We start from the raw sequence: 26,312 nt of genomic DNA, 5'->3' as shown, positions 1-26,312 counted from the left end.
GGGATCCGCTTTTAGTTATGAATGTTGATATTGTTATTGCTGATTACCAGAACCCCACTCAGGGAAAAGATCTGCTGATGCTGTTAGATGGTTACGCTCAAGATCCTATGGGGGGTGGTGAAGCGTTGGAACCATCCGTAAAGGCAAGCCTGCTAGAGGAATTGGCGAAATTACCTCATGCCTTTACCATTTTGGCTTATGTTGATAATAAACCTGCAGGCTTAATTAACTGTTTCTTAGGTTTTTCAACGTTTGCAGCTCGACCTCTGGTGAATATTCATGATGTGGTGGTGAGCCCATCATTTAGAGGGTTGGGATTGAGTCATAAAATGATGGCAAAAGTTGAACAAGTTGCCCGAGATAAAGGCTGCTGCAAGATGACGCTGGAAGTACTTGAAGGTAATGACGTAGCTAAAGGCAGTTACAGTAAATTTGGTTTTTCAGGTTATGAGCTGGATCCGCAGATGGGAAAAGCCGTTTTCTGGCAGAAGAAACTGAGTTAATCGAGTAGCAAGACCGTTAATTTGACGTAAAAAGGGCATCCAGCTATAGGATGCCCTTTTAGTTGATGAGCCATTTTTAGGTTGTTATGTCTAAATCCAGAACATCAGTGCCAGAATTTGTGGTGACATAATTCTTAGAAACATGGCTAATGGGTATACCGTGGCATAAGCAAGAGCGGCAGCGCCGCTGGTAGGGTGCATACCGTTGGCGAAGGCCAGTGCTGGAGGGTCAGTCATAGAGCCTGCCAGCAACCCGCAGATAACCAGATAATTCATTTTTGCTACGGTATGGGCCAACAGGCCTACGATCAATAATGGGATAGTGGTGATAAGTGCGCCATACCCCATCCAGATAATACCGTCACCATTGAGCAGGGTATGAATAAAGTTGGCTCCGGATTTAAACCCAACAACGGATAAGAACAGCACAATCCCTAGCTCACGTAAGGCTAGGTTAGCGCTGGGGGGCATAAACCAGTGCATTTTTCCCAGCGTACCGATGCGACCAAGAATCAGTGCAATCACCAGCGGGCCGCCAGCCAAGCCTAAACGTAAAGCCGCGGGAAAGCCGGGAATAAACAGTGGAATCGAGCCCAGCAAAACACCCAGCCCGATACCAATGAATACGGGTAACATCTGTACCTGCTGAAGGCGCTGTTGAGCATTGCCAACAATATCAGCCACCATATCAATGGAAGAGGGTTTACCGACCAGATTAAGAATATCGCCAAAATGTAATGAAAGGCTTCGCCCCGCCATTAGCTCAACGCCAGTACGGTTGAGGCGCGTAATGACCACGTCATAACGGTGCAGATTTAAATCGCCAATTTTCTTACCCATGACATTTTCGCTGGTTACTACCACTCGGGCCATTTTCAGATCGCTGGTTCGAGTAGACAGCGCAACGTCAACTTCATTACCAATAAGAAGCTTGGCTTGATTGAGTAATTGCCGATCGCCAACCAGATGCAATAAATCGCCAAGCTGTATTCGGGTAGAGGTAGAAGGCACCATCAGTAAATTATCTCGTTTCAATCGCGAGCAAATAATACTATCACCGTTTATAAGCGGAATATCTTGTAGCTGTAAGCCATTTAGATTGGTGTTACATACCTCTACGTTGATGGTTTGCAAATTATCTGCAGAAGCGCCTGATTGGTGATCGAACTCTTTAGCGGACTGGTCAATACTTATTTTGAATGCCAGTCGGATAATCCACATTACCAGCAGAATACCGCAAATACCAAAAGGATAAGCCATCGCATAAGCCATACCCATTTGGTTGACTAAGACGCCATTGGCATGAAGATCGGTTAATACCTGCTGTCCGGCACCGAGAGACGGCGTGTTGGTTACCGCTCCGGAAAAAATGCCTAAGACAATCGGTAGAGGAATATCGAACAGTTTATGCAATCCGGCGGTTACCACGCAACTGAGGATAACCAGAAGGAAAGCAAAGCTATTTAAGCGCAATCCAGAACGGCGTAATGAGGAGAAAAAGCCAGGGCCAACCTGAATGCCAATAGTATAAACAAACAGAATCAGGCCAAACTCTTGCACGAAATGCAGCATGTTTTCGTCAAGTTCAATATGATATGTATGGGTAAAGTGACCCACAATGATGCCGCCAAATAGCACGCCACCAATGCCTAACCCAACGCCACGAATTTTCCAGTTGCCAATCCACAAACCGAGAACGGCAACCAGCGCTAACAGACTGACTGTTAGGGCAATATCACTCATTATAACCATCCTTGCACAGGTGTTTATAGCGCTTATTGGTTAATCATTTTTATCTTTGTATCGTCAATCTGGCTCAGATACAGATAAATTTATCATAGAGAAAACCGATATTAAAATTGTGACTGGCTTGGCGAAACAGAGGAATGTGTACGATAAAGATTGATATTTATCATAATAATGGTATTTGCACGAAACGATTCAAGAAAGGTGAGTCAATGAATCAAATTCAGAAGGGGAGCAAAACAACGAGACTAAGGAAAGTCTGGCGACTTAATTAACCGCCAGACGATGTTGCCTTAAGGCTAATAGGTGAATGTTATTCCCACCAGATATCATACAGCTCGCTGGTTTCGACATTTTCCATGCCATTTTGTGTTAACCAGTTAGCAATCAGGGTACGGTGTTCTTCGGTGCAGCTACCGATTTTTTGCAGGCAGATAATACCTTCCCAGTCTAAATAACCGCTGCCACCAAAACCTAGACCGTTAGGCTCAATCACTTCTTTAATCATGCGATTAATAAAAGCGTCAATAGTATCGATATCAGTACCTTGGGCGAAGTTCCAGTTAGCGGTAAAGCCAATTTCCTGAAACTCATCAAGATGTAATTTTTTGCGTAAACGACGACTGCGCTGCTGAGCCATGAGTTCATCCTCTGAAAGAAAAAGGGAATCTTACTCGGATGTAGTGATAGCGTCCAGTCAGAGAATGAACCCGGGTAGCCCAGGTTCATCATAAGACAGTAATAAGGAGTAAGAATCAGCTACTTCTTCTTGTCCTCTTCATGAGGATGCTTTTTCTCATGTTTTTCTCGACGTTTTTCTTCCGGGGTTTTTAGCGGTTTTTTCTTCTGATCGTGACTCATGATGTTTTCCTATGGTGGGTGAGTACATTAATGAGTTAAGGCCGTGTTTAACGGTTATGCAAATTGAAGCAGAAAAATGAACTAACAGAGACCACTAAAGGGAGTATAACAGGTTATCTCCCGTAATAATTTTCGAATCAAGCGCTATGAATAAAAAGCAATACGCACCAGCTTGTATATGCCATCTACTTTTTCAATCACCAGATTATAGCCATTATCGCTATTTTCATGTTCAATGATGTAGCCTTCAGGACTAACCGCATCAAGTACTTGGCTTTGATCCGCGTCACCCTGACGGTATTGGTTGGTTTGAATCAGCCTCATCATCTCTGCATCAAATAACTCATTATATTGGGCTAGAAACTCGGCTTCATTCTGAAAGATCATGGGTGAGTGTTCATAATCGCTAAATGGGAAGCTCATCATTTTAGCAACAGCTTCCTTATCTTGCGTGCTGACGGCAAGCTGTAAATCATGCCAGAAAATAGTGAAATCTGAATGTTGGTCAAACTGGTAACGGCTTTCTGTCGCTGACGCTTCCTGTGCACCAATGACAGGAGAGAAGGAAAGACCAAGCATAACAACCAAAGCGCCTATCATGTTTTTCAGCATAGTGAGTTACTGTCAGTAAGAGTTGATGAGATGAGTATAAAGTATATCTGGTAAGTGGTTTATTGGCTTATCAGTAAATAATTTATTGGCTATCACAAAAATATGAAAATATTTGAGCAGATTAAAATGTTGTTTGCTGAATAGCAATCACCTCGTGAATCACAAAGTGATTGCTGAATAAAAAATGGGTGCTACTCCTTTTTTTGCGCGGCTTGCTGCAATGCGCCAAGTGCTTTGGCGAAATCTTCGAACGAACAGAAACCATTGGCGTCGATAGGGCAATCAGCCATCTCCAGTACAACTCGTTTAGGGGGATGACTCAGGGTTAGCCTATCACCATGACGAATTTGTTCTCTGGTTTGATAGAGATATTCAATCTTCATTAAATTTTTATCGGTGGCCTTATCTTTCCAGCGTTCAAAAACAATTTTCCCACCAATGGGTGTTTTTTCGAACTGGCCGGAAAGTTGATATGGCTTAATCTTTAATATCGAAAGTAAGGAGACGATATTAGAGTCATGGCCCACTAACAGGTTAAATTTTGCTGGTTGACGCATTACGTCTTGAGTAAAAATGGCATGAATATAGCGAATCATTGGGGCAGAAACGTCTTTGGCCACCAAAGGCGAGCCGAACAGTACTTCGCTGTAGCGATCTTTAATCGCTGCCAGCATTTTCCATTCACTGTCTGACTGTATGGCACCCCAGGCAATGTCTTGTGTCGGGAAGCCTTCATAATACTGTAGAATAAAGGCGTCAGAAATAGAGGTACCAATGCGTAGAGGACCGCTCACTCCAGGCTCTTTATCTTTAGTAACGATAAATTCGGCAGGTTCACTGTTTAAGTCGCAGCGTTTGTCAGTCAGGCAGACACTACCATTCTTATAATCGGTAATTTTACTCAGTAAGTCATAAGCAGGCTTTAACTCCCGATTTAAACCCGCTAATCCATCAACGCTGGCTTCTGCATTCATCGCCGCAAGTGCCGACTGTTTAAACTCATCTGAGCCATCGTGAATAATTGGATTAAAGTTTGGGTCCATCACGCCAAGGTCTGTTTGATGAAAAATTTTCACTTCGCACCCAGGAAATGCTCCCAGAGTAAAATATTGCGCTGAGGCAAGTGTTCTTTGCAGGCTGTTGGCATAGATAAAAGTATCTTTAGCTTGAGGACAGGTATCATTAATAAAGAGATTTTCCTGTGTTAACCAAGAACGGACATATTCACCAAAGTAACTCTCCAGAATACCGCCCTTAGTGGTGAGATAACCGCCTTTAGTCTCCCATGCGGGCCAGCTTTTTGGTGTTGATATTGCAAGCACACTACCAGAATTAGCTAAAGGGGCTCGCAGGCCATGACGACTGAATAAAACGACCTGTTCTAGCTGATATCCTTCAGGGGTTGCTGATACCGCAACTGAACAAGGAAGAGAAATCAGCAGACCACATAACCATGCTCGGCAGTTGAATTTTTTTATCATGGCAATACCCATATATTGATATGAAAGGGAACCCTAGTTTACCCGCGAAAAACCAATAATATATTGGTTATTTATCATAACGAAGTTGAATTTATTTCATCTGGAGCAGAAGTGTGTTGCTATTTGAATGAACGGCTACCTTAACGTTTAATCTCTGATAACAGGCCGCGACGCATTCACTGCTTTTTGCCCATAAATAAACCACTACCCATTCCGATAATAAGCCCTTTCTGTTTTTCCAACCTATTGTATTTAATGAATTATAAGCTGATATTTTCCATCATATTGGAATAATTAAGGTAAGAAAGTTGGGTGAATAATATACCGTGAGATGAGTATCACAAATTGGCAACTTGGCTATTGTTTGCCCAGTTAGACGTGATAAATATGAGGTCTAATATAAGAGAATTGGTTCCAATATAATGGAAATTAACAAGAAATCGAAAGTACCCGCATTGACCCGAGCTATCGATATTCTCAACTTTGTTGCGGAAAATGGTCATTGTTCGGTGACGGATATCGCTGGCAATCTCTCTCTGCCGAAAAGTTCGCTCTATTTAATGATTGATGAATTGAAAAATCTTCGGCTGCTAGCCCAAAGTGATGATGGTTCTCTACGTTTAGGACTGAAGTTGATGGAGCTAGGCAGCCGTTCTGTTGAACAACTGGACCTGCGCCGCATTGCTAAAGATTATCTCACCCAGCTAATGCTGGAGACTGGATTGGTTTGCCATTTAGGGATACTGGATGGTAACGATCCTATTTATCTGCTGAAAGTTGATTCCAAAAGCACCATTCAGGTGCGTTCATGGGAAGGGAAGCGCCTTTCGTTATATAGCTCAGCATTAGGTAAATGCTTATTAGCTTGGATAAGTACTGAGCGGCAAAGTGCATTAATTTCCGCCCTTGAATTCAAGGTAGTCACGCCTTACACCTTGACCTCTGAAGAAGCGCTGGTGAATGAGCTGGGTCTCATTCGGCAGCGCGGCTGGAGTTTCGATAATCAGGAAGACTTACTGAATATCCAGTGTATTTCTGCCCCAATATTTGATTCATCCAACAATATTATTGCCGCGATTTCAGCGGTAGGAACCACTTTGCAAGTTAACGAAAATAATTTGCAGATGTTAGCGGAAAGAGTAATGCATGCAGCAGAACTGATTTCCAAAGAGCTGGGCCATAGTCACAAATAAGGAGCAAAAATAGTCATGATTCGACCTTCTGGTATTTATAGTGCGATGCTGACCCCATGGAGAAATGGGGTACCTGATTTAGCGGAACTCAGAAAAATTGTTGATTTTCAAATCGAAGCGGGATTAACCGGATTATTTCCTGTGAGTTCGGTTGGAGAATCGGGTCTGATGTCGTTTGAACAGAAGTGTGCGCTGATGGAAACGGTTATTGACCAAGCCGCCGGACGAGTTCCGGTCTGGTGCGGTATACCAGCCAGTACCGCTCAGGAAAGTATTGCACTGGGAAAATTTGCCAAAGAAAAGGGCGCTGCGGGTTTAGTGTTAATGCCACCGGTTTTTTATCGCCATTCTCCAGAAGTGATTGTTGCCACCATGAAACAGATTATCGAAAGCACAACGCTACCGGTATGTCTGTATAACATCCCATTCTTTGCTGATGCCATCACACCAGCAATGGTTGCGGAGTTGGCACAGTTATCCAACGTTGTAGGTATTAAAGACTCGGGGGGTAATGCCGTTGAGTTTATGCAGATGCTCTCTCTTTGCAGCGAAGTGAATCCACCATTTAACGTGCTGACCGGACGTGAAGAGTTTCTTTATCCCTCGCTCAAAGCGGGGGGGAAAGGCTGTATGACGGCAACAGCCGGTGTATTACCTGAAGTTATGGTAAAAATTTATCGCCTGACGATGGAAGGAAAAGATCAACAGGCTCATCAATTACAAATGGCGGCATTGCCAGTCATGATGATGCTGTCTTCATTACCATTCCCGCTGGGTTACAAACTGGGGATGGAAATAAGAGGGTTCAACATGGGGGAAACACCATTCCCACAAGTTGATTCAGTAAAAGAAAAGGCTAACTCAATAAAAAATAAACTAGAGAAAGCCCTGCAACAACTTCTAAGTATTGCCAACTAGCGAAACAGAGGATAACCATGAACTTACCTAAAATCAAACAGGTTAGAGCCTATTTTATGGGTGGAGCTACCGCAGAGAAGGGGTCTGGCGGTGCAGATTATCATGACCAGGGCGATAAACACTGGATTGACGATCATATTGCGACACCTATGAGTAAATATAAGCAGTATGAGCAATCCCGTCAGTCGTTTGGGATTAACGTGCTGGGAACACTGATTGTTGAAGTGGAAGCTGAAAACGGCGTAAAAGGCTTTGCGGTTTCCACTGGCGGTGAAATGGGATGTTTTATTGTAGAAAAACATCTGAATCGCTTTATTGAAGGCAAATGCGTATCGGACATCAAGCTGATTAACGATCAAATGATGAACGCCACCATGTACTATTCTGGTTCTGGCGGCCTCGTAATGAACACCATCTCCTGTGTCGATCTGGCGTTATGGGATCTGTTCGGCAAAGTGGTTGATCTGCCGGTGTATAAACTCCTAGGTGGTGCTGTTCGTGATGAAATTCAGTTTTATGCGACTGGCGCACGCCCCGACCTAGCAAAAGGATTGGGTTTCATCGGTGGTAAAATGCCAACCCATTGGGGGCCGCATGATGGTGATGCGGGTATTCGCAAAGATGCGGCTATGGTCGCCGATATGCGTGAGAAATGCGGCCCTGATTTTTGGCTAATGCTGGACTGTTGGATGAGTCAGGACGTGAATTATGCCACTAAACTGGCCCATGCTTGTGCCCCATACAACTTGAAATGGATTGAAGAGTGTCTGCCTCCACAGCAGTTCGAAGGATATGCGGAGCTGAAACGTAACGCCCCTCTAGGAATGTTGGTCACCTCCGGTGAACACCACGGGACATTACAGTCGTTCCGAACCTTGTCTGAAACGGGTATTGATATCATGCAGCCAGATGTTGGCTGGTGCGGTGGCTTAACCACATTGTTAGAAATTGCCGCTATCGCCAAATCGCGTGGTCAACTGGTGGTTCCTCATGGCTCTTCTGTGTATTCACATCATGCGGTAATCACATTTACCAATACGCCGTTCAGTGAGTTCCTGATGACTAGCCCGGACTGCTCAACCATGCGTCCACAGTTTGATCCGATCCTGCTTAATGAGCCGGTACCGATTAATGGACGGATGCATAAATCAGTACTGGATAAACCCGGCTTCGGTGTTGAGTTGAATCCGGCGTGTAAATTAACCCGCCCATACACACACTGATATTTGATTAGCCGTTAATTAAATAATAAGCCTGCCGGTGAACGGGCAGGCAATATCAAACTCTATATCATTAAGGATCTAGTCATGACTACGGTTCTCAACACGGCTGTAACTAAAACAAGGTGGCGTCTGGTTCCCTTTATGCTGACGCTGTATATTTTGGCCTTTTTAGATCGTGCCAATATTGGTTTTGCCAAGCAGTCTTACCAGTTAGATACCGGTTTAAGTAATGAAGCCTACGCGTTGGGTGCGGGTATCTTTTTTATTGCTTATGCCTGTCTGGGGGCTCCAGCCAATCTGTTAATGAAAAAATTTGGTGCCAGAAAATGGATCGGTGTTACGACGCTATGTTGGGGAGTTTTATCTTCGGCAATGGCTTTTTGTGATACCGAATGGAAATTCCTGACGGTTCGCACTTTATTAGGGGCGGCTGAAGCGGGCTTCTTCCCAGGAATGATCTATCTGACCTCGCAATGGTTTCCTCAGCGTACTCGTGCCAGCGTAATGGGGCTGTTCTATATGGGCGCGCCATTGGCGTTAACACTGGGTTCTCCGCTATCGGGCGCGCTATTAGAAATGCATGGTTTTGCCGGACATCCGGGCTGGTTTTGGATGTTTATGATTGAAGGGGTTCTGGCCGTTCTGGCTGGTTTTTGGACCTTTTGGTATTTGGACGACAATCTGCAAAAAGCACGTTTTTTAACCGCCGAGGAGAAAAAAGCGTTAATCGAGCAGATATCCAGCGAAGAGTCGAAGAAACAAACCTCAAGGTTAATGGATGTGGTTAATAATGTGCAGGTGTGGCATTTGGCAATTATCTATATGTTGATTCAGATTAGTGTATACGGTCTGATTTTTTTCCTGCCAACTCAGGTTGCGGCATTGATGGGGACCACGGTGGGCTTTAAGGCTTCAATGGTGGCGGCGATTCCATGGATTGCGGCGATGTTTGGGACTTACTATATTCCCCGTTATTCAGACAGAACTGGAAATCGTCGCAATCTTGCGGCGTTTACGCTGGCGGTTGCTGGTATCGGTATTGGCGTGTCGGCTTTTGCCCCTCCGGTAGTGGCTATTATTGCACTGTGCTTTGCAGCCGCAGGCTTTATTGCCGTTCAACCAGTGTATTGGACCATGCCAACCAGTATGTTATCGGGTGTGGCACTGGCGGCAGGGATCGGATTCGTCAATATGTTTGGTGCAATCGGTGGTTTTCTGGCACCGTTGATTCGAGTCAAAGCTGAAACGGTAATGAATAACTCAATGGCGGGTCTGCTGACATTAGCAGTACTGACGGTGGTGGGGGCTATAGTGATTATGGCGCTGAAAAAAGATAAAGTTTCAGAAACCATGCCGGGAGCCGTTGCTGAAGTTAAGTAATATCTTCTTATCAAAATAAGTGTAAGCCCCAAAATCGGGGGCTTACACTTTTATTCTCAGGCCGGTTTCGTTTGTTCCGGCAAGGTCGCTGGTATATCACTCGTGGCTTGCTGTAGCTGAGACAGGGAACAATAGAGACGCCAGATCAACCCTGCCAACTCTCTGGCGGAGGCATCATGATGATGGGAAAGAACGGTACTCATCTTTAATAATTCTTCTAGGGCTATTTCCAGCGAACGTTGTTGAACGCCTTTTTCCGTCATAATGCCTTTTAAACAACGAATACAGACTTCTCGTACCACTACCAGTGGGTCTGAGCGGATTTCCCAATCTCGTAGTTGCCATACAACATGGCTACAGTTAAGCAGAACAACACCCCAGCGCAATACCCAAATGCGGGCCTGTTCATCTTTACTTTGGGTTAGCTGACTAATGCGGTGATAGACCATAGACTCGAAATAACTTTCAGTTTGAGACGGTTTCTGGCTCAACTGGTTCATAAAGTCACGTCGTAATGCCTGAATAATCCGTCGGCTTTTCACTTTATCAGAGCTTGGTCTTAATATTTGGAAGGCTGCGCCGGCAAGAATAACACCGGCTAGTTTGCCAAAGTCATCATTAATATAACTGCTAAAATCATAATCTGGCGGATTGGTAATAGTTAAAAATGATCCCATAAAAACGATGAGCTGCCCCCAAAGGGATGCGTAGCGAGGATGCTGCAATTTTAACATCTGCATGGTCAGCAATATCGGAAGCAAAAAGGCGCAGAACAGCCAAAAATCATCGATTTGAATGATCAGGCCAAACTTAACCATATAGCAGGCAATGGAAAGCAGTACGATGGCTTTAATCAACGTCATGACGCTATTGATGGGCGAGGGAGTCGCAGAATAAAGAACGCAACTGATAGCCGTTAATGTTAATGCAGATGCGCCCGCATCCCACTGGGTATTTATCCAATAGGCGCAGCCGATCACAATACATAAAAATGTTCTTAATGCGTTATAAGCGGCTTCAGTAGAATCGGTATGTTGAGCGATACTTTTAACTTTTGGTGGTTGCAGATCGCTATCCGGAGCGGTAGCTTCCAGACGAAGTAACCAACGGCTGGACTCCAGATAGAGCCAACAAAAGTGACGCAACCGTAGCCAAACTGTACGATGGCGGAAATCGCGTTCATCTGGCGGGTAGATCTCTTGTAAAATCTTAGCTAGGCGATACTTATTGGTATCGGGTTTGTTTAGCTCGGTCAGTAAACGGTGCAGAACTTCAGGCAAGTTTTCTGGCCGCTCCGGCCAGTTGATTATCAAACGGCGAATGCCTGAAATCACACTGGTAAGACGCAATTGCTGGTGTAGCATGTAGTTAAGAATATTATTACGCCGCCGCAAACGGTAATGGCTCCAGACAGCCTGAATTCTCAATACGTTCATGGTCAGAATTTGGTTAATAATACCTTCATGAGATGTGCGTACTTGAGGTGTCATTTCTGCATGCCATAAGCTTTCTGCGTGTTCCAGCAAACGGCTGTGCATCTTTTTCAGTGAGTCAAGCAGGGTGGAGCCATCAGAAGTACTGGGTAGAATCATCATCATAACGGCACCACAGAGAATGCCCGTCACAACTTCACATACTCGAGCCTGAGAGGTATTAAAAACTTGTAGGGAGTCGGTACTGTTAGTCAGTGAGAAGCTAATAATAGCTGCGGTGTAGCCCGCCAGCGCAAAAGCATAAGAAACATTGTTCTGATAGTGGTTAGAGATATAGGTACATAGCGATAGCCAGCCAGCAATGGCAAAAGTAAACAGCCAGGGATCGTTCAGGCATGAACCAGCAATTAACATTGAGGCCAGTGCGCCCAGTAAACTCCCCAGAATTCGCCCAATGCTTTTACTGATAACGCCACCAATGGTAGGAAAACTGACGACCGCCGCGGATGTCATAGCCCAATAAGGCGCATCTAAATCCAATAAAAAGGCGACGCCAAGCGCCAAGCACATTGCAATAGCGTTGCGTAACGCATAGCGCCACTGTGCTTGAGTCGCTTTCCCCCAAGGGGTATTTTTCCATTCAAGCCAAGAAAGATTCACATCATGCGCCTATTGATGAATCGAGACGGAGCAAGTGGTTCCGGCAATCAATAAAACGTTTTCGGGAACCTTGGTGAGTTTTATTCTGATCGGTACTCGTTGAGCAAGGCGAACCCAAGGAACGTTAGGTTTAACATTCATTAGCATATCCACATCGCCATCGACGCTTTGGTCAGAAATAGCCCGGCCAATACTCTCAACTTCCCCATTCAAGGGGGTGTTGCCGTTATACAGTGTAATGCTGGCTGAATAACCGGGTTTAATATGGCTTAGTTTGGTCTCTTCGAAATAGCCCATTACATAGAAAGAGTGAATGTCAACCAGAGCAACCAGAGGTGTGCCTGATGTCGCGTAGCTCCCGGCCCGAATTTGCAAATTGGTCAGATAACCATCCGTTGGCGCATAGATATTAGTATGGGCGAGATCCCATTTAGCCTGATCGAGACTGGCTTGTGCTGCGTTATAGTTTGCTTGCATAGCCTTAACGTTTAAATTGGCATCATCCAGCTCTTCTTTAGAAATGACACCACCGCTTAATCGACCTCGGCGTTCAGCCTCATGATTGGCTTTGCCTAAATCTGACTGTGCTTTTGCTAAAGCCCCTTCGGCTTTAGCAACTTCAATTTGGTAAGCACTGGGGTCTAGGGTAAACAGCAAGTCGCCCTTTTTGACCATTTGATTATCTGTGGCGTTAACCAGCGTCAGCCTGCCTGAAACTTCCGGCGTAATATTAACCAGCTCTGCCCTGACTTTAGCATCGCGAGTCCAGGGTGATTGCATATAGTAATTCCATAACAACCAACCAGCACTTAGCGCAATGGCAAAAATAATGACCGTAGAGAAGTATTTTATGACATTAATCTTCATATGATTACCAATGGGTTAGCATCCACATAGAGCCGCTGACGGCAATAATAAAGATAGAAAGGTCCATCAGGGTAGGATGCCAAATATCGCCAGAATACAACCAGCCGCGAATGGCACGATGAACTAATAGCCAGATGATGAAACCAAGAAAAAGTGCTTTAAATATTGGGGGGAAGTAGAGAGATGCTCCGAACACCAGATCGGATAATGCATTGTTCTTATTTATTAAACCAATATCCACGTTAATGATACCTGTCTGATGTGATGTAAGTTATCCCCGTCAGTTATTGTGACATAAGACTCTATGGCATAACTTACATTTATTGAGAACGTTTCGGTAAATGCCAGCATAGCACTATCAAATTACAGTATCACCATACTTATCAAGCGCTATGCAAGAATACGCACTTTCGTGGCTATTTTTTACCAGAGAGATAAAGCTAAATTACAGTTTACGACGTTATATTTATAATAGAACAAGCCGTGCGGAAGTATGAACCTAACTAAATTAAAATTTGGTCAATCGAGAGTGATTAATTATTTTTCACATAATTATTTCAATGAAATTGGCAGTAAATACTATTTGGCTGTTACTATTTATTTCTATAATTCCCCCTATATTTATGCCTTAAATAGTAATTCAAAATTTTGGGTCTTTTCATAAAAGAGGAGTAAGTGATTTTCATTTAGTTATCTGAAGGCATAATGAATAAAAATTAATTTAATAAAAACAAATAGATAAAATTTATTTTTTGAATGTAATAAATATGTAAAATTAAATTCAATAGTCATTACCTATTGAATTTAATTTTAATTTAGAAAATAACGATTTGTAATAAAGTGGTTTTAAATAATACCCTCAACAGCAATAAAGGTGTTTGTTTATTAGAATGATGGTTTTAATTTCTGCCTAATAATTAAATCATACACCTCGTTTAAACGCATGTTTAAAGCCAGCTAATACCGTGTTTTTTTAGTTTATCCAGATTTTTTATGACCCGTTGGAGCTTAAGAACGATCATTAAAAATAATGGTGAAGTGGATTGCTTTTTTATTGTGATGCACTTGATACGCTGATATTCGGATTTAAAATAAGAGTATATTTACTTATTTTTTAAAGAGTTAAATAATTACCGGGATTACAGCCAAACAATCTCGGTTTTCGGCTAGGAGGGATCCGTAGCCGGAAAAAGGCAGCATTCACAATGTGAATAATGAAGTAAACATAATAAAAAGGTTGAATTTTTTGTTGTGACATAACGGCCAAAGAGAGCGACAGCTGGAATCCAATATGGAATGGTGAAAGTGTCCTATCTCTATGATGAAAAAGGATATGGGGTGGTTTGTTACACGCTCTTTTTATCAGAAGTATATAAGGAGAAGTAAGATGAAGGAAAATCTGCCTGTTTGTCACCATTGCAGTAAGATGGACTGCATACGTAAGCATGGATTAGCCCGCTCGGGAGTGCAGCGTTACTATTGCACATCCTGTAAAAGAACATTTCAGGTTCGTTATATCTATCTGGGAAATGAAACTAACATCCTGCGTCAGGTTAAGGCCTTGCTGGATGAAGGAAAGAGTCGAGTAGAAATCAGCCAGACATTAGGGGTCAGCCAAGGAATTATCGACCGTCACATATACTTAATTACGCTGGAAGAAGAAGAGAAGGTTGGTGACTAAGCGAAAACGTCAGATGCTTGCTGAAGTTGACGTTAAGGTTGATCTAGGTACTTTTGTGTATCACGGCAAGGTATCGAGATTATTATTCATATCATGCATCGGCTCTTAGTTCAGCTTGAGGGTGAACACATTTGACGGGAAGCGATCTTCGCTTCCCGTTCATTATTTCTACAATCCGCCATTAAACGCATCTAAACGAATAGGGAATCCATTTTCCGGTATGGTAGGACGTTTAAGTCAACGGTATCACATCGATATTCGACCCTGATAAGTTCGCGATTAAATCGGCTTTTTAGGGAATAATCGAAGCTTATGCTGTTTTGTAGCAAAGTGAACGGTAACTAAATAAATTTTAATGATAAAAAGCGTCCATCACACGGACGCTTTTTTGTTATATACCCTCATTAATGGAGAAAAGTTTTTGTTTGTATTAGGTATTTTTGAAACCATGCGTAGGTGTTAGACCTAATATAATATTTCAACATTTTCATCTATAAAGTTAGCTTTATCAGGCCATGTTTTATCATGCGCTTGCCTATCAAATTTTTCCTAGTTGAATTCAATCTATCAATTTAATCAACCTTAAGTCGTCCATTAAAATATAAAATGTAAGATCTCGGCTATTTTTTCGTTTTTTGGATAACGACTTTTCTTAAACTAGTCTAACTTGTAATGGCTTTGAGGTTAGCGGCGTTTGGAAACTGGCAGTTATATCAGCATGCTGAGTAACTATAGACCACTTTTCAAACAATTAATGGAACTCGACAAAAATAAAAATTAATTTTTTTGATCGGGATGGCAAACAGCCTTCGGGAAATACTTGTCTGTTGTGTATAGGCTATTTAATCAGATTATTTTCATCGTAATTTTATTTAGTAAAAACATAGCAGTGCCAAGTAATTATTTTTAAATTTTATCAAAAAGCTTCGTAGGATTAATTGGATAATAAGGCAACATTTTTAATATCCTGAAAACGAAGTTTTAGTGAGAAAGAGTGCCAAATGTCTTCATCATCAATTTATCAATGTAATGTTTATTTTGGGCTGGATGTCGCTCGGGCTTCAGATATTCTTTATGGTGGGTATTTTGAACATCGACTGTCTTCTTCTGCTCAATTAAGTCTTTATCATCAAAGAGTTAAATATGATGATATCCGATTGGAAACTGGAAACTATAGTTTCCCTATCATTGCTAGAGGATGTACTCCCTCGGATATCATATGTATTGGTTTTATGGCTCATGGTGGTGATATGGCCCGTTATAATACGGTGCCAATTGGTTCGAATGAAATACAAATTTATCCAGAAGGGACCGAGCTGTTATATCAATCATCCGGGCCATCTCGTTGGATTATCTATGGGGTTCCTCGCACGATATTTCTGCAAGCGATGTTGGCGTACAGCGGTCAGGATATCCTCTTATCAAAAGAGAATATTGTTTCGTTGAAACTGCCTGAAGGGTGCATCGATAGGTTACTGAAACAAACCAATGAAGTCTTCACTATCGCCCAAAATTGCCCAAAATCAGGGCATAGAAAAGAGACGCTTAAACAAAGTCTAGAACAGTTACTGGCTACTTATAGTCAGGTTATCTGCGATGCTATGTTGGAATCTTCAATTGAAAAGAAGAGCAGCGTATCTCAGCGCCACAATAATCTTATTTTAGATAGTGAATATTTCGTTATGTCTTGTGACGATGTCAGTGCCAGTTTGATCAATATAGCCCAGCGGACCGGGTATAGTCTGAGAGCGCTCGAACTTATTTTTCGTAACTCAGTAGGAATGTCACCGGGAAAATGGTTTTTAAATCTGAGGTTAAACGGAACGTTACGTGATTTGTTGATGGCAACGCCGATGAGTACCGTATCCGGTATTGCCACTCGTTGGGGGTTTCAGCACCTCTCGCGCTTTTCAGAGCAATACCGGAAAGCGTTTGGCGAATACCCGAGCCACACATTAAATCGTAGCAAGAAAAGAGATAAATTAGTTTTCTCTGAAAGAGAACTTGATAGTCAAATAAAGTTATAACCAATTGATTTTGCTTTTGTAAATATCATTTCCCAGAACCCTCTTGGATAAGTAAAAGTACTCTTATGCCAAGTTTAATATTAGTAAAATCTATTATTTCAGTTTGATTGTTATCATTAATTATTAAATGACTAAATATCCAAAAATATAATTCCTATGATTTTTTCGTTTTTTGGATAACAGAATGGTAGAACATATATTACATTGTTCGTGTTGTTTCATTGAACCTAAACTAAAGCAGGAGCGCATTATGTTTAAGAAGAAGACACCATGTCGTTATTGTCAGGACAATCAATCTGTCAGAAAACATGGAAAAGGACGTGCCGGTTATCAACGTTTTTATTGTGTAAATTGTAGTCGTACATTCCAAGTGAAATATGTCTACTCAGCTTATTACAAAAATCCAGAGCCAGCTTTATCCTAACGGTAAAAGCTATTGGAAATTATTCTCTAAAGTCAATTGTCATATTCTAAGCTGAGTTATAAATCATACGGATGCTAATTAGCATCTTGATTTTTGTTTTACCATGCTAGTAACTACATGATAATAAAATGAATAATATTAGTTATCTCCGGAATTATAATTGTGAGGTGGCGTATCAATATAATTGAAAAACATCTACTGAATAAATAGGTTAGCGCTGTTTATTTTATTGAGAAGCCCGTTTTTTAACGGGCTTTCATTTTAACTGTATCTATAATTAATTCACTTATTAAGTACACCTATAATACCTTACGATAATCACCTTAATATATCTGGTAACTTATTTAGATTACTTCATTTCTTATTCAATTAATTTTTATATTCTTTTAATAAAACTTATATTATTTAATCGTGATATTAATTTCTAATAATCTAATAGCTTTAACTAACTATTTTGGATTATTGCAATAGCCTTAGTGTCATTCGATGAGCCGATCGCAACTCCATTTATTTATGAATCGCCCTGTTTTAGGGCCTTGATGGGATCTCGTAGACCAATCATCTAGTCTATGATGTCGTATTAATATGCGGGAACAATAAAAACCCCACAGTTTATGTGGGGGTTTTGACTGGGTTCAGATAATACTATTTAATATCAAATAACACATCAACAGCAGCCAGTTGCTCCGCATTGAGTTTGCCGCCATAGTTGCGAGAGATAGGCTCAAGGTATTTGTATTTTCTGGCTACGGTCGTTTTAATCGTAGTAACGAAATCGTCGCCAATAGCATAGATACCAGATAACCGTCCAATTTCTTCATGCAGTGCGGCAACTTCAGCAAGATCGTTAGCTCGGTAGGCAGCTTTAATTTTTGTAAACAGTTCAGGCACGACATTATTTAAGCCAGAAAGTACGCCTGCACCGCCATTCATCAGATTAGGTACAAAGTATTCATCGTAACCGGCAAATATGGAGAAATCTTTACGTACCGGTGCCACAGCTCGAACAATAAGACGGGTATGGGAAGAGCAGTCTACGGTGTCTTTGATACCAACAAAATTAGGGCATTCTTTAGCTAATTTTAGTACCAATGTGGCATCTACGTCACAGCCGGTACGGGCAGGGAAGTTATAAATCAGCCACTTTCCTTTAAAGCGATTATTCAGATCGATAAAATAGTCATACAGCTGCTTGGGCGTTTGGGCGTAATAATAGTGAGGTAGTGCCATAACCGCTTCATAGCCTTCGGCATAAGCGATATCTGCCAGATGAACCATATCATTGACACAAGTCGTCGATACGTGAGCGATCATTGGGAGCTTAGTCATCTTACGTGCTTTTTTCAGCAATACCTCACGCTCGCTGAGGCTCATGGTGACAAACTCACCAATCGTCCCCATCAATAAGATACCATCGGTTCCTGAAGCGGCCAGACGATCAAAATGCTTTTGTAGTGCGTCGTAATCAATTTCACCGCTGGTTTTAAATGGTATAACCGAAGGGCACCAGGCACCGGAAAACAGGGCATTACTATTCATCTTTTGTTCCTCTGATGATTCTCAATATAATTTCCCGGATACGATGCCACCAAATGATTAATGACATATCAGACCCGGATGTCTGTTCTGATCGCTTAGAGCTAGAATGCGGTCATCACGGGTTATTTTCTATCGTTTAAATTAACTCTTGTATAATGGAGTTTAAATCTCGTATGCAAGAGTTATGAATATACCGAAGATAAAAACGTTGTTAAAGCAACAAAATGGCAATAGGCGGGGGCAGATCACAGAATTGAATGATGAATCCGCAGAAGAAATGCTCTGCGGTTGGTAGAGGATAAGAATTAACGAATGGATTCAGATAACATGTTGGCGGCGGTTTTTACTAATTCAACAAATTCAGGGATTTTTTCTTCAGGAACCTGAAAACTAACGCCAGACATACTCATTGCCGCGATGACTTTATTATTTCTATCAAATACCGGTGCAGAGATGCAGCTTACGCCGTCATAATCCTCTTCATTGTCAAATGCCCAGCCTTGGCGACGAACAATCGCTAATTCTGTTTTCAATGCGCTACGGGTTGTGATGGTGGTCTTGGTTTTGGCTTCTAATATTTCTTCTGGAAGCAAACGTTCGACCTCGGCCTCAGGTAACCAGGCTAGAAGGCATTTCCCCAAGCTGGAACTGTGTAATGACAATCGTTTTCCTAACCAGCTTCGTACCACTATCGAGCCAGGGCTTTCAATTTTTGCTAGATAGATAGCAGAAGTATTATCTAGAACGCCTAAATGACAGGCTAATCCGGTGCTATCTCGCAGAAAAGTCATTGGAGCAATAGCCAGTTCACGAATATCAAAACTTTCAATGGCACGAATACCCAATTCAAACAGCGTCAATCCTAAATAGTAGCGACCTTTTTCTTGGCGTAGAAAACCATGGGCGACCAGACTATTAAGCAATGTGGCCGTTGAGCTTTGAGCTAAATCGAGACTTTGATGAATTTGGCTAAAGGTAACGCTGCCTTGCGTAGAGACATACTTTAAAATGCGGGTGGTTTTATCAATAGCCGGTGTTTTGGTCGTAATCTCTTGCATAACGCCCTGAGTCTGGAGTCAGATAGTAAATCGCAGTGTAAAGTAAAAATGAAGCAAACTCAAAATACCGACGGCTAATCACTCTCATTTTGCGTAAGTGACGATATTATGAATAATAGTTGCTGTTATTAGCGTACTAAAGGCGGAGAACAGAAGTGTCATCATTTAAGGATATTGAAGAGCTAAATGACTTACATCAGAGCTTACCGGCGTTTGTTGATCGGTTACACCAATTGCTGACGCAATTGGAACTGTCGCTGGAAACTTATCATGCGGATCATATCTCTGTGCGCTGTTTTCAGAAAACCACGGCGGAACGCTGGCGTCAGGGCTTAATGCAGTGTGGTGATCTGCTGTCAGAAAAAATGATCAATGGCCGTCTTATCTGTTTGTTTAATCTGCATGAGCCGTTACCGGTTGGTCAATGGCAAATTGGCTGCATTGAGCTACCCTATCCGGGCGATAAGCTTTATCCGCAAGAGGATTGGGAACACGTAGAATGGGTCGTACCCGGCGATCCAGACAGTTTTCATCAAACGGCGTTGGCGTTATTTTCAGACGATATTCTGTTGATGCCACAGCTAAAACTAAAATTCAGTAATCCGGTAGGTGAAGGAGAACGATTGCCCAATCCAACACTGGCGGTAACCGATAATGGGATCACCATTAAGTTTCACCCATACAGTATTCAGGATGTGGTGAGAAGTGAAAGCTAGCTAATGGTAGTAAAGGAAAAAGGGCCACCATCTGAGCCGATGATGGCCATCATCTGTCAAGCTAAAGCGGGTAAGGTTGCCACGGCATTTGCCATACGGGTTAGCGCTTGTTCCAGTAGTGCGCGTTGGCAGCCAAAATTCAGGCGAACAAAGTTCGGATTACCAAAGTCACTGCCAGGAGATAGCCCAACACCCGCTTGCTCAAAGAAGGCATGTGGATTGGTTACGGCTAATCCTGAAGCATCAATCCAAGCCAGATATGTCGCTTCAATGGGCATCAGTTTTAGTCCGGGAATCGCATTAATTCTTTCTAGCACCAGATCCCGGTTACCGCGTAGATAAACGAGTTGTTCAGAAAGCCATTCCTCTCCCCCTTGGTAGGCGGCAGTTGCAGCCACATAAGCTAGAATGTCTACACTGGGAACAATGCCAGAACGTGCTTCGATAAAGCGATGGCGCAACGCGGTATTGGGAATTACGGCAATTGATGCACCTAATCCGGCGATATTAAAGGTTTTGGATGGAGACATTAACGTTACAGAACGTTGAGCGGCATCTTCGCTGAGAGAGGCGAAAGGAATATGTTTTAATCCTTCATCCAACAGCAGGTCGCAGTGGATTTCATCTGAACAGACAATCAAATTATGTCGTTGGGCAAAATCAAGCTGGGCCACTAATTCATGACGACGGTAAACGGTTCCCCCAGGATTTTGCGGATTGCATAACAGCAACATCTTTTCTGAACCGGAGAGCTGATTTTCAGTCGCTTCCAGATCGAGCACCCAACGTTTATTTTGTAGCTTAACCGGTGCAGAAATCTGATTACGGTTAGCAAACCGGGCCGCTTTCATAAATGGAGAATATATTGGATGTGGTGCAATAGTTCCTTGCTCAGGCGTAGTCAAGGCCCGAACGCATAAGTTTAATCCACACACTAAGCCGGGTAGAAAAACCAGCCACTCTGATTTTATATCCCATTGGTAGCGCTGTTTCATGCGCTGAATAAACACGTCAATCAGCGCAGGGGAAGGGTAACCATAACCAAATACCCCATGCGCTACGCGTTTTTGCAGGGCTTCAATGACCACGGGAGGAGATTTAAAGTCACTATCCGCTACCCACAGGGGAATAATCTCCGTATCTTCATATTTGTGCCACTTATCACTATCGGTGTGACGTCGCTCCACATACAGATCAAAATTAGATGCCATAATAAAACCTTTAGTGCGCCTTAGATTGGTGTCATTGATTAAAGTGTAGACTACGCCAGATGTGTTCTCTTGCTCAAGAATTGTTTTATTTTTACTTGATTTAGGGGGAAAGATGTCAAAACTGGAGGTGTGTTGTTATAGCGCCGATTGTGCCGTAAAGGCCGAACGCGCTGGCGCGGATCGCATAGAACTTTGTGCAGGCAAGCAAGAAGGGGGAATTACGCCGAGTATCGGTATGCTTGACTGGGTTTCTCATCAGGTTTCTATTCCGGTTCATCCGATTGTTCGTCCCAGAGGTGGGGATTTTTGTTATAGCGAAAATGAGTTTGCCATTATTAAACGTGATATTGACCAGATCCGTGCTCTTGGTTTCCCCGGCATAGTGATTGGGATCCTGACGGAAGACGGCCATATTGACGTTGAACGTATGCAGAAAATCCTCCGACAGACGGAAGGAATGTCGATTACTTTTCATCGGGCGTTTGATATGTGTGCGAATCCGTTATTGGCATTAAGTCAACTGACGGATTTGGGCGTAGACCGTATTTTGACGTCGGGACAACAGCAAACGGCCGAGGTTGGTTTACCCTTAATTCGTACGCTGATTCAACAAAGCCAGCGGCCAGTAATTATGCCTGGAGGTGGTATTCGCCTGACGAATATTCACAAGTTTATTGAAGCTGGTGTTCAGGAAATTCATACCTCTGCCTGTCAGACCATACCGTCTAGTATGCGTTATCGTAAGGCAGGAGTGAGTATGAACACCGATAGTGAAGCAGATGAATTTGCTCAGTTTCAGGTTGATAGTGATATGGTCGCCGCCATGAAGGAAGTTTTCGCGCCCTGCGTGGTGCGATTTCGCCAACAGATAGGGTAATCGCTTGGTGATTGCTAAAAGGCCAGATTGATTCTGGCCTTTTTACGTTTGTTACTCGAGCAAGTTTTGGTGAACGCTAAAATTTGGCGTAGCCCATTACATTACTTGGCGCTAAATCCGTTCCGGATTGATGCGGTGGTGCTTTCAATAATACCCTTTTTCAAATGACCTATATATAACAGTGGGTTATTCGGCGTTAACGATGCGACATCACCTTGGCGCATATGAAGCAGATCTACCGGGCTGACCCACACTGGGTCAGAAGTCGTGATGGGAAGTCCTGCCTGATTGTAGGCTTCAATCACAAACTGAGAACAAAAGAAGCTTCCTTTGGCATCCTCATCTGAGCCCAGTTGAAGTTTAGCCAATGTGCTAATGCAACCATTGCGGAATTTTTCAGAGAATGGATTCAGGCTGCATAGCTGACGCGTCATCATAAACGGCGCCATCAGCGCCACGCCATTATAGTTATAGCGTTGACCGACCTGAGACTCTGAAAAGTGACGAATCGCTAAAGCTTGCTCCGCGGATAATTCAGGTACCCGCAAGACAATGATCTTGGAGTTATGATCCATCACTTTATCGAGAGAAACGATTTGTACACCGCTGCCACCGACAGCTTCAACCACCTGATCGTTACCTAAATAGATAGCGGCATGGCTAACGGTAGAAGCACTAAACAGGCGGATTCCCAAGGAGGTTGGCCCATAAGGTGAGGTTAACAAAATATCACCGGCGGCCATTTCTGTAGCTGGAATCACCAGACTTCCGCCTTCAGGATAGGAGTGAAGGCGCTGCATTTGAATTTCTACCGGTAGCGTATTCGCGGCACTGAGTGGGTTATCTTCTTTTTCAGAAATTTGCATAGTGCAGCCGCTAAGCAAAAAGCAGCCACTGAACACAATGGCAAACAGAGAAATAGTGGGCTTGAGAAATGACATGCTTAATCCCTTAATACATTACACTTAACAAATCGACACTTAAGGCCTTTTTGCTACAATAACAGCCCTGATTGGTGCAGGGTATCCTTCAATGGTTTTACTGTGATCTTGCGGATCAAGAAACTCAGCTAAAGAGTCACTGGTCATCCAATCGGTTTTTCGTTGTTCTTCAATGGTGGTAGTGCAAACATCAACAATGCGAATATCTATAAAGCCGCACTTTTCCAACCAGTTAACCAGTGCCGCTGCCGATGGAATAAAATAGACGTTACGCATTTGAGCGTAGCGATCTCCGGGTACTAAAACTTGGTGTTCATCGCCTTCAATAACGATGGTTTCCAGTACCAATTCACCACCAGAAACTAACTGATTTTTTAACTGATACAGATGATCCAGAGGAGAGCGGCGGTGATAGAGCACCCCCATGGAGAAGACGGTATCAAATGCTTTTAATTCTGGTAACTGTTCAATGCCTAATGGCAGCAGGTGCGCTCGCTGGTCGCCGCCTAACAGTTTACGTACAGCTTCAAACTGGCACAGAAACAACTGAGTAGGATCAATACCAACGGCTAAATGTGCACCAGCACCAATCATGCGCCACATGTGATAACCGCTACCGCAGCCAACGTCTAACACGGTACGACCGGCTAACGAGGAAATATGGGGAACTACACGCTCCCATTTCCAGTCTGAGCGCCATTCGGTATCAATATGGATGCCATACAGATCGAACGGCCCTTTACGCCAGGGCATCAATGTTTTCAAATGGGTATATATCCCCAGTTGCTGGCCTTCACTCAGGCCGGGAGTGGTATCTGCGGTAACGCTATGTAATAAATCCAGTCGTTCGGGTTTAATGGCTGGCAGGTAATCAACCGCGTTAAACCACTGTTTGAATTGCCCATGATGGGAACCTTTCTGCCAGGTAGCAATTTGGGCCGGTAGGGTTTCTAACCAGTGGCTGAGAGGGCCTTTAGCAATCAGGCTATAAAAATCACCAAACTCAATCATGAATCAGACTCCTCTTTTACCGCAATTAGTGAGCCAAAGTTAAAACATTGAAACCAGATTTCCGCATGGTTGAAACCCGCCTGATGCAGGCGAGTTTTGTGGGCTTCTACGCTGTCGGTACGCATCACATTTTCCAGCATGCTGCGCTTCTGGCTGATTTCCAGTTCGCTGTAACCATTGGCACGTTTAAAATCGTGGTGCATATCAAACAGTAATTCACCAATTTGATGGTCTTCAAAACTGAATTTTTCCGATAACACCAGAATGCCACCGGGCAGCATCCCTCGATAGATTCTATTCAGTAAACGCTGGCGGTCATCGGGTTCGAGAAACTGTAGGGTAAAATTCAGCACTACCATCGAGGCATTTTGAATTTCAACATCACGAATATCCGCTTCAATGACATCCACCGGCGTGGCCGCACGGAACGCATCAATATGACGGCGGCAGCGTTCAACCATCGCCGGTGAGTTATCGACAGCGATAATATGGCAACCATCAACTTGAATATTACGTCTAACCGACAAGGTTGCTGCGCCGAGAGAACAGCCCAAATCATAAATGTGAGTCTTGGGGCGAACAAAGCGTTCAGCGAGCATTCCAATCATAGAAATAATATTGGAATAACCGGGCACAGAACGTTGAATCATATCCGGGAACACTTCGGCAACCTGTTCGTCGAAAGTCCAGTCGCCCAGTTTATTTATTGGGGCAGCAAATAAGGTATCGCGGTTTGACATAGCAATAGAAAGAGTCAGAACAATGAATAAGAGGCACAGTTTATCAGAGCAGTGGGGGAAAGTCTGTAAACCCGACGGCAAATAACCACGAGCGCGGTAACGACATTTTTGTATTTTTGCGATACGGGATTAATACAGAATCAGAATTTGTTCCCACGGCAAATAATAGATATTGGCACAGATCATCATGACCATAGAAATATAGGTAGCGATCATACCGGAACGACGCCAAGACCAGTCGCGGTGGCGTAAAGCATAATAATGGCTTAGACGACCCGCGAATAACATCATTCCACTAACGTGAACCAACCATATGTTGGCTCCGTTCATTTCCATAATTACCATTAAAATAAGTGCAATAGGAATATATTCCACGGCATTGCCATGAATACGCACGGCCATCTGCAACTCATAAAAACCACCGTCACCAAAAGGAACACGATATTGATTACGAAGTTTTACGACATCGAGAGACAGCTTAAATAGTAGAAGTGCGCCCAACACCGCATACAGTGCGCTAACCATTCATCACCCCATAGATATGATTTTTGCAACAGAATAATAACGGGATATAACAAAAAATTCCGCCATGAAAGAAATAACTTTAGCTTATGTACTATTTTATAAGGTAAAAAATCTGACAATAAGGTTGAATGATTATCATATTTAATTTTCAGGGAAAGAATAAACACAATTATGGATGGGGCAGAGAGGTAATTTTTGTTCGAGGCGCGCGGATAAGCCGGTTTTAAAAACAAGAGTGCTGATTTTTTGTTCATTTAGGCATAAATTAGTTCGAATCTGGTTGATGTCACCTGATGTAGCACTTATCGGCAGTGATAATTTCCTTTATAATAACCGCCTTTTGGGTGTCGCTATTGTCAACAGTTCAGCCTCATCCTGATTGAACAAAATAACGAACGATTGGTATTCAGAATTATTATTATGCCTATTTATGAATATGAGTGTGGTGTTTGCCACCATCGTCTGGATAAATTACAGAAGTTAGCGGATGCCCCTTTGGTGGAATGCCCAGAGTGTGGTGAATCAGCGTTAGTTAAATTGGTCTCCCCCGGAAATTTTCATTTGAAAGGTTCCGGCTGGTATGCGAGTGAAGCCCCGCAAAGCCGTAAGAATACTTCATCAGATACCCCTTGTGCTGGGGCCTGTCAGGCGAATTGCCCGGGCGCAGCATTGGCAGAATAAAAGG

General features: G+C 43.0%; 25 protein-coding genes. 11 read left to right on the top strand and 14 right to left on the bottom strand.

Annotated features, from left to right (window positions below; all coding sequences use genetic code 11):
- Positions 1-17 precede the first annotated feature (17 nt).
- Positions 18-503: a GNAT family N-acetyltransferase gene (locus HYN51_RS08255; RefSeq protein WP_108902000.1), complete on the top strand. Its 486-nt coding sequence runs from the start codon at positions 18-20 to the stop codon at positions 501-503.
- A gap of 90 nt (positions 504-593) precedes the next feature.
- Here HYN51_RS08255 and HYN51_RS08250 read toward each other — a convergent pair whose 3' ends face one another.
- From HYN51_RS08250 to agp, 4 genes are all read right to left on the bottom strand, one after another.
- Complete coding sequence (locus HYN51_RS08250) at positions 594-2,246, bottom strand: putative transporter (protein ID WP_108899593.1); 1,653 nt, start codon at positions 2,244-2,246, stop codon at positions 594-596.
- Between the two features lie 316 nt (positions 2,247-2,562).
- Positions 2,563-2,889, bottom strand: a complete 327-nt coding sequence (locus HYN51_RS08245; RefSeq protein ID WP_108899592.1) for a YggL family protein — start codon at positions 2,887-2,889, stop codon at positions 2,563-2,565.
- A 365-nt stretch (positions 2,890-3,254) separates the two neighbouring features.
- Positions 3,255-3,689: a hypothetical protein gene (locus HYN51_RS08240; RefSeq protein WP_157953007.1), complete on the bottom strand. Its 435-nt coding sequence runs from the start codon at positions 3,687-3,689 to the stop codon at positions 3,255-3,257.
- A 224-nt stretch (positions 3,690-3,913) separates the two neighbouring features.
- Positions 3,914-5,203 carry a bifunctional glucose-1-phosphatase/inositol phosphatase gene (gene agp / locus HYN51_RS08235; RefSeq protein WP_108901999.1) on the bottom strand — a complete coding sequence of 430 codons (1,290 nt, stop codon included), beginning with the start codon at positions 5,201-5,203 and terminating at the stop codon, positions 3,914-3,916.
- A 428-nt stretch (positions 5,204-5,631) separates the two neighbouring features.
- On the opposite strand from agp, the gene HYN51_RS08230 reads away from it, so the two are divergent.
- From HYN51_RS08230 to HYN51_RS08215, 4 genes are all read left to right on the top strand, one after another.
- Positions 5,632-6,396 (top strand): IclR family transcriptional regulator, encoded by a 765-nt coding sequence (locus tag HYN51_RS08230; RefSeq protein WP_108901998.1) that lies wholly within the window; start codon positions 5,632-5,634, stop codon positions 6,394-6,396.
- Between the two features lie 15 nt (positions 6,397-6,411).
- The gene (locus HYN51_RS08225; protein ID WP_108899590.1) at positions 6,412-7,314 is read left to right on the top strand and encodes a dihydrodipicolinate synthase family protein; all 903 of its coding nucleotides are present in this window, start codon (positions 6,412-6,414) and stop codon (positions 7,312-7,314) included.
- 17 nt (positions 7,315-7,331) lie between these two features.
- Positions 7,332-8,537, top strand: coding sequence for an L-rhamnonate dehydratase (rhmD, locus tag HYN51_RS08220; protein WP_108899589.1), 1,206 nt, complete (start codon positions 7,332-7,334; stop codon positions 8,535-8,537).
- Positions 8,538-8,621: 84 nt separating this feature from the next.
- A complete protein-coding gene (locus HYN51_RS08215) occupies positions 8,622-9,917 on the top strand; it encodes an MFS transporter (RefSeq protein ID WP_108899588.1) in 1,296 nt (431 codons plus the stop codon).
- Positions 9,918-9,973: 56 nt separating this feature from the next.
- On the opposite strand, the gene HYN51_RS08210 is transcribed toward HYN51_RS08215, so the two are convergent.
- The 3 genes from HYN51_RS08210 to HYN51_RS08200 are packed head-to-tail and all read right to left on the bottom strand — an operon-like array spanning position 9,974 to position 13,118.
- The gene (locus HYN51_RS08210; protein WP_108899587.1) at positions 9,974-12,010 is read right to left on the bottom strand and encodes an FUSC family protein; all 2,037 of its coding nucleotides are present in this window, start codon (positions 12,008-12,010) and stop codon (positions 9,974-9,976) included.
- Positions 12,011-12,019: 9 nt separating this feature from the next.
- Positions 12,020-12,877, bottom strand: coding sequence for an efflux RND transporter periplasmic adaptor subunit (locus HYN51_RS08205; protein WP_108899586.1), 858 nt, complete (start codon positions 12,875-12,877; stop codon positions 12,020-12,022).
- Positions 12,878-12,881: 4 nt separating this feature from the next.
- Positions 12,882-13,118, bottom strand: coding sequence for a DUF1656 domain-containing protein (locus HYN51_RS08200; protein WP_108899585.1), 237 nt, complete (start codon positions 13,116-13,118; stop codon positions 12,882-12,884).
- 1,146 nt (positions 13,119-14,264) lie between these two features.
- Between HYN51_RS08200 and HYN51_RS08195 the strand changes: the two genes are divergently transcribed.
- From HYN51_RS08195 to HYN51_RS16860, 3 genes are all read left to right on the top strand, one after another.
- Positions 14,265-14,558 (top strand): IS1/IS1595 family N-terminal zinc-binding domain-containing protein, encoded by a 294-nt coding sequence (locus HYN51_RS08195; protein ID WP_108899584.1) that lies wholly within the window; start codon positions 14,265-14,267, stop codon positions 14,556-14,558.
- Positions 14,559-15,559: 1,001 nt separating this feature from the next.
- Positions 15,560-16,585, top strand: coding sequence for an AraC family transcriptional regulator (locus HYN51_RS08190; protein WP_108899583.1), 1,026 nt, complete (start codon positions 15,560-15,562; stop codon positions 16,583-16,585).
- Between the two features lie 184 nt (positions 16,586-16,769).
- Positions 16,770-17,009, top strand: a complete 240-nt coding sequence (locus tag HYN51_RS16860; protein ID WP_456237233.1) for an IS1/IS1595 family N-terminal zinc-binding domain-containing protein — start codon at positions 16,770-16,772, stop codon at positions 17,007-17,009.
- Between the two features lie 645 nt (positions 17,010-17,654).
- Here the strand turns inward: HYN51_RS16860 and HYN51_RS08185 are convergent.
- Positions 17,655-18,548: a dihydrodipicolinate synthase family protein gene (locus HYN51_RS08185; RefSeq protein ID WP_108899582.1), complete on the bottom strand. Its 894-nt coding sequence runs from the start codon at positions 18,546-18,548 to the stop codon at positions 17,655-17,657.
- 305 nt (positions 18,549-18,853) lie between these two features.
- Positions 18,854-19,606, bottom strand: a complete 753-nt coding sequence (locus tag HYN51_RS08180) for an IclR family transcriptional regulator (RefSeq protein ID WP_108899581.1) — start codon at positions 19,604-19,606, stop codon at positions 18,854-18,856.
- Between the two features lie 155 nt (positions 19,607-19,761).
- Between HYN51_RS08180 and HYN51_RS08175 the strand changes: the two genes are divergently transcribed.
- Positions 19,762-20,322, top strand: coding sequence for a VOC family protein (locus HYN51_RS08175; RefSeq protein ID WP_108899580.1), 561 nt, complete (start codon positions 19,762-19,764; stop codon positions 20,320-20,322).
- Positions 20,323-20,378: 56 nt separating this feature from the next.
- Here the strand turns inward: HYN51_RS08175 and HYN51_RS08170 are convergent, their stop codons facing one another.
- Positions 20,379-21,533, bottom strand: coding sequence for a MalY/PatB family protein (locus tag HYN51_RS08170; RefSeq protein ID WP_108899579.1), 1,155 nt, complete (start codon positions 21,531-21,533; stop codon positions 20,379-20,381).
- A 112-nt stretch (positions 21,534-21,645) separates the two neighbouring features.
- On the opposite strand from HYN51_RS08170, the gene cutC reads away from it, so the two are divergent.
- Positions 21,646-22,410, top strand: coding sequence for a copper homeostasis protein CutC (gene cutC, locus HYN51_RS08165; protein WP_108899578.1), 765 nt, complete (start codon positions 21,646-21,648; stop codon positions 22,408-22,410).
- A 101-nt stretch (positions 22,411-22,511) separates the two neighbouring features.
- Here cutC and HYN51_RS08160 read toward each other — a convergent pair whose 3' ends face one another.
- From HYN51_RS08160 to HYN51_RS08145, 4 genes are all read right to left on the bottom strand, one after another.
- Positions 22,512-23,351 (bottom strand): YaeF family permuted papain-like enzyme, encoded by an 840-nt coding sequence (locus tag HYN51_RS08160; protein WP_108899577.1) that lies wholly within the window; start codon positions 23,349-23,351, stop codon positions 22,512-22,514.
- A gap of 39 nt (positions 23,352-23,390) precedes the next feature.
- The gene (gene cmoB / locus HYN51_RS08155; protein ID WP_108899576.1) at positions 23,391-24,362 is read right to left on the bottom strand and encodes a tRNA 5-methoxyuridine(34)/uridine 5-oxyacetic acid(34) synthase CmoB; all 972 of its coding nucleotides are present in this window, start codon (positions 24,360-24,362) and stop codon (positions 23,391-23,393) included.
- Positions 24,359-25,102, bottom strand: coding sequence for a carboxy-S-adenosyl-L-methionine synthase CmoA (cmoA, locus tag HYN51_RS08150; protein WP_108899575.1), 744 nt, complete (start codon positions 25,100-25,102; stop codon positions 24,359-24,361). The genes cmoB and cmoA overlap by 4 nt, the downstream gene beginning before the upstream one ends.
- A gap of 129 nt (positions 25,103-25,231) precedes the next feature.
- A complete protein-coding gene (locus HYN51_RS08145; protein WP_108899574.1) occupies positions 25,232-25,627 on the bottom strand; it encodes an MAPEG family protein in 396 nt (131 codons plus the stop codon).
- 420 nt (positions 25,628-26,047) lie between these two features.
- On the opposite strand from HYN51_RS08145, the gene HYN51_RS08140 reads away from it, so the two are divergent.
- Entirely contained in the window at positions 26,048-26,308 is a 261-nt protein-coding gene (locus HYN51_RS08140; protein WP_108899573.1) for an FmdB family zinc ribbon protein, read from the top strand.
- Positions 26,309-26,312 lie beyond the last annotated feature (4 nt).

Source organism: Limnobaculum parvum, assembly GCF_003096015.2.
Taxonomy (GTDB): Bacteria; Pseudomonadota; Gammaproteobacteria; order Enterobacterales; family Enterobacteriaceae; genus Limnobaculum; species Limnobaculum parvum.
The sequence above is the reverse complement of the archived record's forward strand: the minus strand, read 5'-3'. Positions and strand labels throughout refer to the sequence as shown.

What these genes read in the sequence shown, in the direction of transcription:
- HYN51_RS08255 (WP_108902000.1), top strand. Translation starts at nt 18, where the DNA reads ATGAATGTTGATATTGTTATTGCTGATTACCAGAACCCCACTCAGGGA.
- HYN51_RS08250 (WP_108899593.1), bottom strand. Translation starts at nt 2,246, where the DNA reads ATGAGTGATATTGCCCTAACAGTCAGTCTGTTAGCGCTGGTTGCCGTT.
- HYN51_RS08245 (WP_108899592.1), bottom strand. Translation starts at nt 2,889, where the DNA reads ATGGCTCAGCAGCGCAGTCGTCGTTTACGCAAAAAATTACATCTTGAT.
- HYN51_RS08240 (WP_157953007.1), bottom strand. Translation starts at nt 3,689, where the DNA reads ATGCTTGGTCTTTCCTTCTCTCCTGTCATTGGTGCACAGGAAGCGTCA.
- agp (WP_108901999.1), bottom strand. Translation starts at nt 5,203, where the DNA reads ATGATAAAAAAATTCAACTGCCGAGCATGGTTATGTGGTCTGCTGATT.
- HYN51_RS08225 (WP_108899590.1), top strand. Translation starts at nt 6,412, where the DNA reads ATGATTCGACCTTCTGGTATTTATAGTGCGATGCTGACCCCATGGAGA.
- rhmD (WP_108899589.1), top strand. Translation starts at nt 7,332, where the DNA reads ATGAACTTACCTAAAATCAAACAGGTTAGAGCCTATTTTATGGGTGGA.
- HYN51_RS08215 (WP_108899588.1), top strand. Translation starts at nt 8,622, where the DNA reads ATGACTACGGTTCTCAACACGGCTGTAACTAAAACAAGGTGGCGTCTG.
- HYN51_RS08205 (WP_108899586.1), bottom strand. Translation starts at nt 12,877, where the DNA reads ATGAAGATTAATGTCATAAAATACTTCTCTACGGTCATTATTTTTGCC.
- HYN51_RS08195 (WP_108899584.1), top strand. Translation starts at nt 14,265, where the DNA reads ATGAAGGAAAATCTGCCTGTTTGTCACCATTGCAGTAAGATGGACTGC.
- HYN51_RS08190 (WP_108899583.1), top strand. Translation starts at nt 15,560, where the DNA reads ATGTCTTCATCATCAATTTATCAATGTAATGTTTATTTTGGGCTGGAT.
- HYN51_RS16860 (WP_456237233.1), top strand. Translation starts at nt 16,770, where the DNA reads ATGGTAGAACATATATTACATTGTTCGTGTTGTTTCATTGAACCTAAA.
- HYN51_RS08185 (WP_108899582.1), bottom strand. Translation starts at nt 18,548, where the DNA reads ATGAATAGTAATGCCCTGTTTTCCGGTGCCTGGTGCCCTTCGGTTATA.
- HYN51_RS08180 (WP_108899581.1), bottom strand. Translation starts at nt 19,606, where the DNA reads ATGCAAGAGATTACGACCAAAACACCGGCTATTGATAAAACCACCCGC.
- HYN51_RS08170 (WP_108899579.1), bottom strand. Translation starts at nt 21,533, where the DNA reads ATGGCATCTAATTTTGATCTGTATGTGGAGCGACGTCACACCGATAGT.
- cutC (WP_108899578.1), top strand. Translation starts at nt 21,646, where the DNA reads ATGTCAAAACTGGAGGTGTGTTGTTATAGCGCCGATTGTGCCGTAAAG.
- HYN51_RS08160 (WP_108899577.1), bottom strand. Translation starts at nt 23,351, where the DNA reads ATGTCATTTCTCAAGCCCACTATTTCTCTGTTTGCCATTGTGTTCAGT.
- cmoB (WP_108899576.1), bottom strand. Translation starts at nt 24,362, where the DNA reads ATGATTGAGTTTGGTGATTTTTATAGCCTGATTGCTAAAGGCCCTCTC.
- cmoA (WP_108899575.1), bottom strand. Translation starts at nt 25,102, where the DNA reads ATGTCAAACCGCGATACCTTATTTGCTGCCCCAATAAATAAACTGGGC.
- HYN51_RS08145 (WP_108899574.1), bottom strand. Translation starts at nt 25,627, where the DNA reads ATGGTTAGCGCACTGTATGCGGTGTTGGGCGCACTTCTACTATTTAAG.
- HYN51_RS08140 (WP_108899573.1), top strand. Translation starts at nt 26,048, where the DNA reads ATGCCTATTTATGAATATGAGTGTGGTGTTTGCCACCATCGTCTGGAT.